The following is a 13,117-nucleotide window of genomic DNA, read 5'->3' as shown; positions in this document are numbered from 1 at the left end:
GAAGTTTAAGTATATGCAATTTTCAAACTTTGACCAAATAAAAATTAGTATAGCAAGCCCACAGGTTATGAGAGATTGGAGTTATGGTGAGGTTAAAAAACCTGAAACTATTAACTACAGAACTTTAAGACCTGAAAGAGATGGACTATTTTGTGAAAAGATATTCGGAACTACTAAAGAATATGAATGTTACTGCGGTAAGTTTAAAAGCATTCGTTATAAAGGTGTAGTTTGTGATAAATGCGGTGTTGAAGTTACTCATTTTAAGGTAAGACGTGAGAGAATGGGACATATAGAATTAGCTGCTCCTGTTGCTCATATTTGGTATTATAGAAATACTCCTTCAAGAATAGGACTTCTTCTTAATATGAATATCGCTCATTTGAGAAGCGTACTTTATTTTGAAAGATATGTTGTTATAGATCCAGGCGATAGTGCTTATTCTAAAGGCGATCTATTGACTGAAGATGAATATAATGAAGCTTTAGATAGATACGGTGATAATATCAGAATCGGTATAGGTGCTGAAGGTATACGTGATATGCTTAAAGACCTAGATATGGACGAGGAAATCAAAAAGCTTAGAGAAGAAATGATTAAAAAAGGTGAAAAGAGTGACAGACGTTTAAGAAAGCGTCTTGAAATCTTTGAAGACTTTAAAGCAAGCGGAAATGATCCTACTTGGATGATACTTGATGTTGTTCCAGTAATACCGCCAGATTTAAGACCTATGGTTCAGCTTGACGGCGGACGTTTCGCTACTTCAGATTTGAATGACCTTTACAGGAGAGTTATAAACAGAAATATACGTTTAAGAAGATTATTAGTTTTAAGAGCTCCTGATATTATCATTAGAAACGAAAAAAGAATGCTGCAGGAAGCAGTTGATGCTTTATTTGATAATAGCAGACGTAAGAAAGTAGTTAAAGGTCCAGGTAACAGACCATTAAAATCTCTTTCTGATATGCTTAAAGGTAAGCAAGGACGTTTCCGTCAAAACCTTTTAGGTAAACGTGTTGACTATTCAGGCCGTTCAGTTATTGTTGCTGGCCCTAGACTTAAAATGCATCAATGCGGACTTCCTAAGAAAATGGCTGTTGAATTATTCAAACCATTTATTATGAAAAAATTAGTTGAAAATAATTCAGCTCATAATATAAAAACTGCCAAGAAGTATGTAGAGGAGGGCAGAGATGAAGTTTGGGAGGTTTTAGAAGAAATAGCTAAAGAACACCCAGTTCTATTAAACAGAGCCCCTACACTTCACAGATTAGGTATACAGGCATTTGAACCAGTACTTGTTGAAGGAAAAGCTATTCAGCTTCACCCATTAGTATGTCACGCTTATAACGCTGACTTCGACGGTGACCAGATGGCAGTACATACTCCGCTTTCAGCAGAGGCACAAATTGAGGCTTGGACTTTGATGTTGGCTCCTCATAATATATTGAACCCTGCTAACGGAGAACCTATTGTTAACCCTACTCAGGATATAGTACTTGGTATTAACTATTTGACTAAATTAAGAACAGGCAGCAAAGGTGAAGGAAAAATGTTTGCTTCTCCTAAAGATGCTATGCTTGCTTATGATAATGATTTAATTGAACTTGAAGCTAGAATTAAAGTTTTGATGAAAGATAAAGATGGAGAGGAAAAATTCCTTGAAACTTCTGTTGGAAGATTAAAATTCAATGAAGTTATTCCAGAAGATTTCAGATATCAGAATAGAGATTTTAACAGTAAAGATTTAGCTAAATTTATTCATGAAGTATATTTAAAACATGGTACAGCTGTAACTGTTAATATGCTAGATGATATTAAAGAACTTGGTTATCAAAGTGCTACAATATTCTCATCTACTATTTCTATTGCGGATATACTTATCCCTCCAATGAAAAAGCATGAGATAGAAGAAGCTACAAAACAAGTAGAGTTCATTGAAAACCAATACCAAAACGGTGTTATCACTACAGATGAGAAAAAGCAGAAAGTTATCGACCTTTGGACTACAGTTGAAGGTAAAATAACTGAAGCTATGATGGATAATTTAAGACAAGACCAAGACGGATTTAACCCAGTATACATAATGGCTGATTCTGGTGCGAGAGGTTCTAAACAGCAGATAAGACAGCTTGCTAGTATGAGAGGTTTGATGGCTAAGCCTTCAGGAGAGATTATCGAACTTCCTATTATATCAAACTTTAAAGAAGGTCTTACTGTACAAGAGTACTTTATTTCTACTCACGGTGCTAGAAAAGGTCTTGCCGATACTGCGTTAAAAACTTCTAATGCCGGATATTTGACTAGAAGATTAGTTGACGTTGCAATAGGAGTTGTTGTTTCAGAGCATGACTGCGGTACTGTTAAAGGTATTGAAATTGAGGCTATAAAATCAGGGGACGAAATTATTGACCCACTTAAAAACCGTATTGTTGGTTTCTTTAGTAATGAATATATTTATCACCCTGTTACAAAAGAACTTATTTGTTCTGCTAACACTGAAATTACAGAAGAAATTGCTGATGTTATAGAAAAAGCAGGAATAGAAAAAATAAAAATAAGACACCCACTTACTTGTGAAAGTAGAATGGGAGTTTGTCAAAAATGTTATGGTAGAAGCTTATCTACTAATAACCTTGCTTCTATTGGTGAGGCTGTTGGTGTTGTTGCTGCTCAAAGTATTGGTCAGCCTGGTACACAGCTTACAATGAGAACTTTCCACATCGGTGGTGTTGCTACTCAGATGGTTGAGGAAAATGAAGTAAAAGTAAATTATCCTATATACATAGAGAAATTCTCTAACTATGTTGTACAGCCTAATGGTGTTAAAATCACTGCTAGAAAAGGTGATTTAGTAATTAGACGTGTATTAGAGAAATTTGAGAAAGCATCTTTCAAAGAAGTATTATTTGAAAATTATGCTAAGATACTTATAGGTGATGTTATAGGTTATGATAAAGACGGTGCAGAAATAAAAGCTACACATAATGGTACTTTCATTATTACTGATGATGATAAATATGTTATGGTTACAGGTGTTGATCACAGCATTTCTATTAAAGTTGGTAGTGAATATAAAGTTGAAGAACATGTATTCATAGAACCTAATACTGTAATAGCTAGCTTCGACACTTATAACGAACCTATCATTTCTGAAAAATCTGGTATTGTTAGATGGCAGGATATCATACCTGGAAGAACATTGGTTGAATCTATAGACGATCAAACAGGTAATAAAACTAATATAATTCAAGAGTTTAAAGATGCTAGTATGCAGCCTAAGATTTTGATTGTTGGTGATAATGATACTTTTGAAACTGACATACCTAATGGTGCTCAGCTTATGGTTGATAATAACCAAAGAGTTGAGGTTGGTGAAATCATCGCTAAAACAACTCGTATACAGCAAAAGAGTAGGGATATTACAGGAGGTCTTCCAAGAGTACAAGAATTGCTTGAAGCTCAGAAGCCTAAAGATACTGCTATTATTGCTGGTATTGATGGTGTGGTTGAAATCGGAGGTTCTCATAAGGGTAAGAAAGTAGTTAAAATTAGAAACGAATTTGATGAAACTAAACATTTAGTTCCTCATGGTAAAATGCTTCTAGTAAGAAATGGCGACTATGTAGAAACTGGTGCTCAATTATGTGCTGGTAAAATAAACCCTCATGATATATTAGAAACTCAAGGTGATTTAGCATTACAAACTTACTTGCTTGAAGAAATTCAGGGAGTATATAAACAGCAAGGTGTAGGTATTAATGATAAGCACTTCGCTATTATCATTAGACAGATGTTAAGAAGACTTGAAATAACAGATCCAGGCGATACTAAATATATTGTTGGACAGTATGTTGATAAATACGAATTTGAAGAAGAAAACAGACGTTATGAAGAAGCCGGCGGTTCTCCTGCAAGCGGTAAGCCAGTGCTTTTAGGTTTGACTAAGGCTGCTCTTAATACAGAAAGCTTTATATCTTCTGCTAGCTTCCAAGAAACTACTAAAGTTTTAACTAATGCTGCTATTAAGGGTAAGGTTGATAAGTTGCTTGGATTAAAAGAAAATGTTATTATAGGACACTTAATACCTGCTGGTACTGGTGTTAAAATGTATAACAAACTCCATGTTTATAACAAACAAAGCGGAGATTTAGATAAGAGAGAAAATGTAGATAATTCTGCTAAAGAAGAAGAAATACCACAAATTACTGTGTGATTTGATTCTATTAAATTAAGAGGTTTTCATAAGTATTTATGGAAACCTCTTTAATTATATTGATTATCAATTTCCTTTTTTAAAGTCTTAATAATGAATAATTCAAAAATCTAAATAATAAAGTGTAATAAAAAATGATAAGAAAAATTAATAAAATGCCTTTGGCTTTAACTGGTTTAGCACTTGGCGTTGGTGGAATATTTAATGCTTGGACTATATTTACTGGTATTAAATATTTTGCTTATGTAGGTGCTTTAATTTCATCTATTTTAATTTTAACTATTATAACAAAAATATTTTCATCATTTGGAGATTTTCTTAATGATTTAGAACACCCAGTTGCTGGAAGTACAATTCCTACTCTTGATATGGCGGTTATGGTAATATCATCTTCAGTAGTGCAATTTGTAAAACCCCTTGGGGTTGCTATGTGGTTTACAGCAATTGCAGTTCATGTAATATTTGCATTCACATTTTTAGCTCATAGAATTAATTTAAAAGATTTGCATCATATACTTCCTAGCTGGTTTGTTCCTCCTGTTGGTATAGTGGTTGCTGCTGTTACTGGATCTAATATGGGATTCCCTCAAGTATCTCAAGTAATAGTTTATATAGGTACTGTTCTTTATATTATATTATTCCCTTTTATATTTTATAGAATAATATTTCATGATCCTTTAGCTGATGACAGATTTCCTGCATTTGCTGTAATGGGAGCTCCTGCCAATCTTTGTCTTTGCGGTTATTTAACAGCATTTACTGATTATAATACTGCTTTGCTTAATTTCCTATTAGCATTGGGATTATTTACTACATTCAAAGTATGTTTATCTCTTATAAGAGCTTTTCAAATAAAATTTATACCTTTATTTGCGGCTTATACTTTTCCTTTGGCTGTAGGTGCTCAAGCATTATTAAAATATGCTAATTATTCTAAAAGTGTTAATGGACAGTATTTTTATATATGGAATATCATTTCTATATTTGAACTTATAGTTGCAAGTATGATGATTATTTATGTATTTTTAAATATGATGTTCTTTGTTCATAACAATGTTATAAAGGATAATAAGTAATATTATTTTTTATATTAAAATATTGTATTTATCTAAATGCATTTGTTTATTAATAAAAATAAGTAATATTCTATACTTTAATAGTTAAACTTTTTATATATTACTATTTGAAAAAATATTTTATTTTTAGTTATGTATAAAAAATTATAGTTATATTGTTAGTATAATATTTAGTAATGAGACTGAACTAAATGTAAATCTATGCAGATGAAAATTGTTGGTAAAAATGAATATTTTATAAAAAGACTATTTGAACATTTTCTGATAGTTTTTTAGCTTTAGATTGAGATATTTCAATTCGATTTTCAGAATCATGTATTTCAGCATGATATTCATTATTCAAACTTGGTTTATAAATAGGATATAATTCTAATTCTTTACAGATTCTAACAGAAATCTTTACTACAGATTTTACTTTATCCATTCCAAATCTATTAATAAATGAATTAATAACTTCATTTTCTTCTCTATCGCCTAATCTATCAACTGATAAACCTTTTTTATCTTTATATGCTGCCGAAGAAGGTCTGTTATGTTCATTATCCCAAAATATAGATGCTGGATGTATTTTCCTATATAAAATTTCTTCATTATTTTCTATTAAGTTCATAAAAATCCATAATTATAGAATTAATTTTATTTGTATTCATTGAATTAATTATATATGATTTTTCCTTAGAATCAGATAAAATTTCATAAACATTAATATAATCTTTAAAAACCTCAAATTCTAAATATTTATTTCTGTCATTTTTATCATAATATTCTAATTGTATGCTGTCATTAGCTGTTGGAAATATTTTTGGCTGTATTATAACTTCATATATAATATTTAAAACATTATCACAAATTGTTTTATCTATAGGTTCTGCTTCATTATCATTCCAATTATATTCAAGTTTTTTTATTTCTTCTATTTTTTTTATATTATTATTTAACATAGTTACAAAATCAACTATTTTATCATTAATTACATCATTATCAAACCTATAAAAATTGATTATTTTATTAAAATTACTAATTCTTTTTTCAATATTTTTATTTACTTTTATATTTCTTTTTCTAGTCTGTAATTTTAACATTATGAAATTAATTCCTTTAATGTGAAAATAATAATGTTTTATTAAATAATATAAATTAGACAATAATTTTGTTTAAATTGGCTAACTTATAATAGCGAATGCAAATACTGTAATAAAATAATAATTCAATATATAAAAAATTGCAATTGTTATATAAAATACATTATAGCTAAAACTTTTTATATATTACTATTTGAAAAAATGTTTCTCATATATTATAATATCTTTCAAATATTTTAATAAAAATTAAATAAAAAGATATAAATATGATTAATATAGCATTACCTAAAGGAAGATTAGTAAATAAAGTTTATAACCTTTTTGAGAAAATAGGTTATGAGAATAAAGAACTATTAGAAGATAATAGAAAATTAGTATTTGAAAATAAAGATAAAAATGTAAGGTATTTAATAGTAAAGCCTTCTGATGTTGGAATATATGTTGAGAAAGGTGTTGCTGACATTGGAATTGTAGGGAAAGATATACTTCTTGAAAATAATCATGATGTATACGAACTTCTTGATTTGAAATTCGGTAAATGCAGAGTTTGTATGGCTTCTGTGAATGGATATAAAGAGGATATTGAAAGAAGATTAAGAGTTGCTACAAAGTATGTTAATATATCAAAGAATTATTTTAATTCTATAAACAGAGATGTTGAAATAATAAAATTAAATGGTTCCATTGAGTTAGCTCCAATATTAAATCTTTCCGATGTTATTGTTGATATAGTAGAGACAGGAAGCACTTTAAGAGAAAATAATCTTACGGTTATAAAAGAAATCATTGATTATATTAGTGCTAGACTTATAGTGAATAAAGTAAGCTATAAATTTAAAAATGAATTAATTAAAACAATAGTTAAAAATATAGAGGAAGTATTATGATAAAGACTATTAATTATAAAGAATGCAAATCATTAGATGATATATTATTAAGAAGCCAATTCAGTCATGATGATATAAATGAAAAAGTAAAAGCTATATTAGAAGATGTAAAACAAAACGGAGATAATGCATTAAAAAAATACGCTAAAATGTTTGATAATGCAGAAATAGAGAATTTAGAAGTTACACAAGAAGAAATAGATGAAGCATATAAAAACATAGATGAAAGGTTTAAAGAAACATTAAAACTAGCTTATAACAATATAGAAAAGTTTCATAAAAAACAATTAAGAAATAGTTATATAACAAATGAAGAAGACGGAATAGTAATGGGACAGATTATAAATCCAATAGAAAAAGTTGGAGTTTATATTCCCGGAGGTACTGCAGTTTATCCTTCAAGTTTGCTTATGAATGTTGTACCTGCTAAAGTGGCTGGAGTAAATGAAATAGTATTAGTATCTCCTCCAAACAAAGAAGGAAAAATAAATAGTAATATATTAGCTGCAGCAAAAGTAGCCGGAGTAAACAGAGTATTCAAAACAGGCGGTGCTCAGGCAATAGCTGCTTTAAGTTACGGAACAGAATCTATTCCAAAAGTATACAAAATAGTAGGCCCAGGAAATATATATGTTGCTATGGCTAAAAGATTGGTTTTTGGTGAAGTATCTATTGATATGGTGGCTGGTCCTAGCGAAGTATTAATAATAGCTGATGAAACTGCAAATCCTATACATATAGCTGCTGATATGCTTGCACAGGCTGAACATGATAAATTAGCTTCAAGTATATTAATTACAACATCTAAAGAAATAGCAGAAAAAACAAAAGAAGAATTATACAAACAATTAGAAAAATTAAGCCGTAAAGATATAGCAATGGAATCTATAGAAAATAACGGCAGAATAATAATAACTGAAACTATAGATGAAGCAATATATATAAGCAATGAAATAGCTCCGGAGCATTTAGAGATAAGTATAAAAGATCCTTTCTCTGTATTAAGCAAAGTAAAAAATGCTGGTTCAATATTCTTGGGTGATTATACTCCAGAAGCATTGGGAGATTATTTATCAGGTGCAAATCATGTAATACCTACAAGCGGAACAGCTAAATTTGCTTCTCCATTATCGGTAGATGACTTTATAAAAAAATCTTATATTACATACTACACTAAAGATGCATTAGAGAAAGTAAAAGATAATGTAATTAATTTTGCAGAGCATGAAAGTTTGGAAGCACATGCCAATTCTGTAAGAATAAGATTTTAGTATAACTTATCTAGAAATTATAGCACACGCCCAAGTGTTGAGTAGATTTAGAATTTCTTTAACGCACGGTGAGTAAAATTTATATAATACAATAAAATTTGAATTATATATGAACTTATATTTTAAATTCGTTCTACATGCGGAAAGAAATATGCGAATTTAAAAAAACATTAGTTCAGTAATAGGTTTAAAATTAAAATCCCAATCACTATTTACTGGTATTGTATGTCCGTCAACATCATCAAAATAAAATGTTATGCAGTTTTTAGAATTTATGCTTATAGATGTTAAACTTATTGATTTTTTGAATTCTTCTTTGTCTATATGATGAGGCTTAAATATACTTTCTGCCGCACACTCTTTTAATTTACTGTCAATATCTTTTTTATTAGAGAATATTTTTTTGATTATATCAACGCTTTGTTTATTAAACTCTTCGTCAATATTATCAAAGAAAATTAAAATATTACTGTCAGTCCAAGTCATCTCTTTCTTAAAACTGTTTATATCCTTATTAAGCAAAAAATCGCCTAATTTTTCATCTTTATAATAAATAAGCTCTGAATATTTTTCTAATATGCTATTTAAATCATCATCTTTATAATTACTATCAACTATATCTTCAAGTAAAAAATTAATATAGAAATCGTCAGGATCTTTTTCTTTTCTCACCTTTAATTTTACTATGCTATCATCTTTAAGAATTTTTAAATATTCTTCAGGTTCTTTAACTTTTTTATTAATGATAATATGAGTGTTTTCTATAATGACATTAGCGGCAATATTTTTTAAAGCTATAGCTGAAACGAATAAAGTATAATATTTATCCCAAGGTATTTTATTATATTTACAGCATGATCTTTTAAGTACGAATGCCATGTCAAAAATTTCATCATCAAAATCTTTATTAAAATCTTTAATTTCTTTATCCATTTATATATCCTGTTAATATTGTAATATGCTAATATAAAATATCAATAATAAATTTTAAAACTTTTAATACCCCGCCCTTTATTCTTTATAACTAACTTTTAAATTTTAATATTCACTATCTTTATAACTTATTTAGAAATTATAGCACCCGCCCAAGTGTTAATTAAGTTTATAATTTATCTAACGCACGGTAAGTAAAATTTAATATATAATAAAATTTGAATTATATATAAATTTATATTTTAAGCTTTATTTAGCGTGCGGTAAGTAAATTAAAAATTAATTATCCTATTATATAAGGCTCTGCAAAATTAAAATCATAGTCGCTATCTACTGCTATTACATGTCCAGAGAAAATATCGCCGTCATCAAAATAAAATGTTATATTATCTTCGTATATAATATTTATAGATGTTAATGTTATTAATTTTATAAACTCTTCTTTGTTTATATTAGGTTTGTCATCATCATCGTTCCAGCTGTTGGCATCTTCAAGCATGTTTTCTGATATATAGTCTTTTAGTTTTTTGTCAATATCTTTTTTACTAGCAAATATTTTTTCGATTATATCAGCACTTTTTTTATTGACTTCTTCATCAATATTTTTAAATAGAACTGAAATATTATCATCATTCCACTCTATATTTTTACTAAACATGTCTATAGACTTATCAAGCTCAAAATTTCCTAATTCTTCATCTTTATAATAAACAGGCTTAGAATATTCTTCTAATATAATATTTAAATCATTATCTTTATAGTTGGTATCAATAATATCTTCAAGCAGGAATCTAATATATAAACCAGATGAATCTTTTTCTTTTCTTACTTTTAATCTTACTATTGTTTTGTTTCTGAATATTTGAAAATAATGTTTGGTATCTTCAATTTCTTTTACTATAAGTAAATTTTCATTTTCTATAATTTCATTGGTGATAATATTTTTATATGCAATTGCAGATACCAATAGAGTATAATATTTTCCTTTTGACTTACCAGCGGATAAATTTTGCTTTTTTAAAACGAATGCTATGTCAAAAATTTCTTCATCAAAATTTTTATTAAAATCTTCAATTTCTTTGTCCATTTTTATATCCTATTATTTAGTATTTATTATAGTATATCTAATACTTTGCCGGCCTTTTTTAATACATTTTTAGCGGCCTTTTTAACCTTATTATTTTTAACTTGTAAATATATTTTATTTATTAATGATAATGCAAAGCTGCTTCCATTCAAAGCCATAGCATATACTGCATAAGCTGCTAATTCTTCACTATCATTCATATCATTTGATGCCCAATCTTCAATTTGTGTTTTTAATTGTAAGAGTTTATCTTCAGTCAAATTATTATATTGAACAAATATATTTTTAATTTCTGTATTCGATTTATTTTTAATCCAATTAGAATATATATCATCAAGTGCATTTCTAAATGAATCAATATCAAAAAACTCTGCTATTTTATTGCAGTCTTTTAATATAGAAGGTTCTTTTAATGCAGCATATTCCATAAACACATACTTAACTATTTTTAATGGAGATGCAGTTTTCTTGTCTTTTAAAAGAATATTAGAAAGTATATTTTTGTCTATATCTTTTATTAAACTTTCATGTTCTTTATTATACTGTTTATTTACATATTCTTCTATTTCATCAATACTTTTGAATTTGAAATCAGCATCAATTTTTTGTAAGTCCCAATATTTAATTATTTCTTGATAAATTTTTTATCGATGATTTTTTTCCTTCAACTGCTAATTTTTCTACTTCACTTCTTATAGAAATTCCGTAATTCTTTATTATTAATATGCAGTGATTTTTTATGTTTTGATCTCTTGCTGTATCAATAACTTTGAAAATAAAATCAAATTTATTATCTATTAAACTCCTTAATTCATCACTGAAAATGGCATTAATGAATGATATAGTACATTTGGTATTTTCTGTTATAGAAATTATGAATGATTCTTCTTTTATAATATTTTTTGTTTCTTCTAAATTGTTTTTTTATAAGAGTTATAATATCATCTTCTGACTTTATAAATAAATATATATTTTTTAATTGTACCTCTTTTTCATTAACTAATTTTTCTTTAATTTCTAAAATATTTTTATTATAGAATATTTTCTGAATATAAATATAAATTTTGATGTATGTTACATAATATTTTAATAATATATCAGTAATTTTTAATGCTTCTTCATTTATTTCGTCAAATAACATTATAGCTGATAAATAATGACTATAACTGCCATTAGGCTTTTCTTTTATATATTTAATTCTTTTAGAAATGATGTCATCGAAACTTTTAATAGTTTCTCTTTTTGTTAATAACTCTACAGAGATTTCTTTTAACTTTGATAAAATAGAATTGGTATCTATATTATATTTGTTATCATTCACGGCAAGCATAATTGATGAAAGCACAACATAATCAAGATATAAACATTCTAATTTTGATTTTTCTATTATCTCATAAAGTTTATAAAATGTTGTTTTGTCTTCATCATATAGTTTTTTTAATTCTACTGTTAAAGATGAAGTACAATTGGTATTTCCTCCGCAATATATTTTGTTTAAGAAGATATATTCTTTAGGGAAAGAGCATATTTCTAAATATTCATCTGCAACTTCTCTTGCTTCAAAATAATGATATGATGGATCTTCTGAATATTTTTTAAAGAATCTTTTACATAATTCTATATTGCTTATCATTACAGAATCTAAATTTACAATAAAATATATTATATTATTATCTTTATTTAAAATATTCATTAATCTTTTATAAACTTCTTCATCTTTATCGACTATAGTAAAAAGTAATGATATAGTTTCTTCATCATTGATTTTTAGTAAGTCTATATAATTTAATAATTGTTTAATGAGTTTTTTATCGTCATATCTATTTATGATATATACCAAAATAGTTAATAATAAATGAGGCTCTTTTTCTAATAATACTTTACTATCATTTTTTACTTTTTCTAAATATTGATTAAACTCTTTACCTATATAATTTTCTAATTTTAAAAAATTATTAAAATTCTTATTTTGTATTTTTATGTATCCATATCCCTTATTATTTTTTAACTGAGATTTAGAATATTTTTTATCATGTATATCTCTTTCTTCAATATCAATATTATAACTTTCTATTAAAACTTTTTCTAAATCTTCCCCAGAACATAATCTTACAATCATATAAGTAGTAATTATTATATAATTAGGGTTAGGCTTACCTTTATATATATCTTTAATTATTACTTTGGCATACCTAAACAGTACTTCTTTATCTTCTTTTGAAGTGTTTTCATCAAAATAAAATTTGAAAATTTCTTCTGCATAATAAAGATAATTTTTACTTAAAGTAGGGCAGCTATTTGATCTTCCATAAAAATAATCAAGAAATGCCTCCTTATTATTTTCACGAGAAAACATTTCTTCAAATTTATTTCTTATTTTTTCTTCATTACCAATACTATTTTTCATAAAACCAACCTATTAACAATATTTTTTATGTAGTATAATTATTTTTTTTATTCTGTCAAATTTATTAGTAAATAATGAAGTTAAAGAAGAATTTTTTATAAAATGTAATATTTCAGCATATATATAAACAATTATATTTTATCAATTTTGTTTTTTAA

Annotated in this window: 10 protein-coding genes; 4 read left to right on the top strand and 6 right to left on the bottom strand. The window is 27.0% G+C overall.

What is annotated here, in order from left to right; translation table 11 throughout:
- The first annotated feature begins 13 nt into the window (after window positions 1-13).
- Together rpoC and R4K56_RS03735 are read left to right on the top strand one after the other, a co-directional pair.
- Window positions 14-4,216, top strand: coding sequence for a DNA-directed RNA polymerase subunit beta' (rpoC, locus tag R4K56_RS03740; RefSeq protein WP_335759534.1), 4,203 nt, complete (start codon window positions 14-16; stop codon window positions 4,214-4,216).
- 134 nt (window positions 4,217-4,350) lie between these two features.
- Window positions 4,351-5,292 (top strand): TDT family transporter, encoded by a 942-nt coding sequence (locus R4K56_RS03735; protein WP_335771902.1) that lies wholly within the window; start codon window positions 4,351-4,353, stop codon window positions 5,290-5,292.
- Window positions 5,293-5,527: 235 nt separating this feature from the next.
- Here the strand turns inward: R4K56_RS03735 and R4K56_RS03730 are convergent, their stop codons facing one another.
- The gene (locus R4K56_RS03730; RefSeq protein WP_335771901.1) at window positions 5,528-5,902 is read right to left on the bottom strand and encodes a hypothetical protein; all 375 of its coding nucleotides are present in this window, start codon (window positions 5,900-5,902) and stop codon (window positions 5,528-5,530) included.
- The gene (locus R4K56_RS03725; protein WP_335771900.1) at window positions 5,883-6,374 is read right to left on the bottom strand and encodes a hypothetical protein; all 492 of its coding nucleotides are present in this window, start codon (window positions 6,372-6,374) and stop codon (window positions 5,883-5,885) included. The genes R4K56_RS03730 and R4K56_RS03725 overlap by 20 nt, the downstream gene beginning before the upstream one ends.
- A 266-nt stretch (window positions 6,375-6,640) precedes the next feature.
- Between R4K56_RS03725 and hisG the strand changes: the two genes are divergently transcribed.
- The gene (gene hisG, locus R4K56_RS03720; RefSeq protein ID WP_297297876.1) at window positions 6,641-7,261 is read left to right on the top strand and encodes an ATP phosphoribosyltransferase; all 621 of its coding nucleotides are present in this window, start codon (window positions 6,641-6,643) and stop codon (window positions 7,259-7,261) included.
- Window positions 7,258-8,532, top strand: a complete 1,275-nt coding sequence (gene hisD, locus R4K56_RS03715; RefSeq protein ID WP_335769055.1) for a histidinol dehydrogenase — start codon at window positions 7,258-7,260, stop codon at window positions 8,530-8,532. Before hisG ends, hisD begins: the two co-directional genes overlap by 4 nt.
- A gap of 159 nt (window positions 8,533-8,691) precedes the next feature.
- Here hisD and R4K56_RS03710 read toward each other — a convergent pair whose 3' ends face one another.
- The 4 genes from R4K56_RS03710 to R4K56_RS03695 form a co-directional block, all read right to left on the bottom strand.
- Complete coding sequence (locus R4K56_RS03710) at window positions 8,692-9,465, bottom strand: DUF2262 domain-containing protein (RefSeq protein ID WP_335771899.1); 774 nt, start codon at window positions 9,463-9,465, stop codon at window positions 8,692-8,694.
- A 283-nt stretch (window positions 9,466-9,748) separates the two neighbouring features.
- Window positions 9,749-10,552: a DUF2262 domain-containing protein gene (locus R4K56_RS03705; protein WP_335771898.1), complete on the bottom strand. Its 804-nt coding sequence runs from the start codon at window positions 10,550-10,552 to the stop codon at window positions 9,749-9,751.
- 26 nt (window positions 10,553-10,578) lie between these two features.
- On the bottom strand, window positions 10,579-10,980 hold the full coding sequence (locus R4K56_RS03700) for a hypothetical protein (RefSeq protein ID WP_335771897.1): 402 nt from the start codon (window positions 10,978-10,980) through the stop codon (window positions 10,579-10,581).
- Window positions 10,981-11,381: 401 nt separating this feature from the next.
- A complete protein-coding gene (locus tag R4K56_RS03695) occupies window positions 11,382-12,959 on the bottom strand; it encodes a hypothetical protein (RefSeq protein ID WP_335771896.1) in 1,578 nt (525 codons plus the stop codon).
- Window positions 12,960-13,117: the final 158 nt, after the last annotated feature.

The organism is Brachyspira pulli (assembly GCF_036997785.1).
In the GTDB taxonomy this organism is placed as follows: domain Bacteria; phylum Spirochaetota; class Brachyspiria; order Brachyspirales; family Brachyspiraceae; genus Brachyspira; species Brachyspira pulli.
This window is presented reverse-complemented; position numbering and strand designations above follow the sequence as displayed.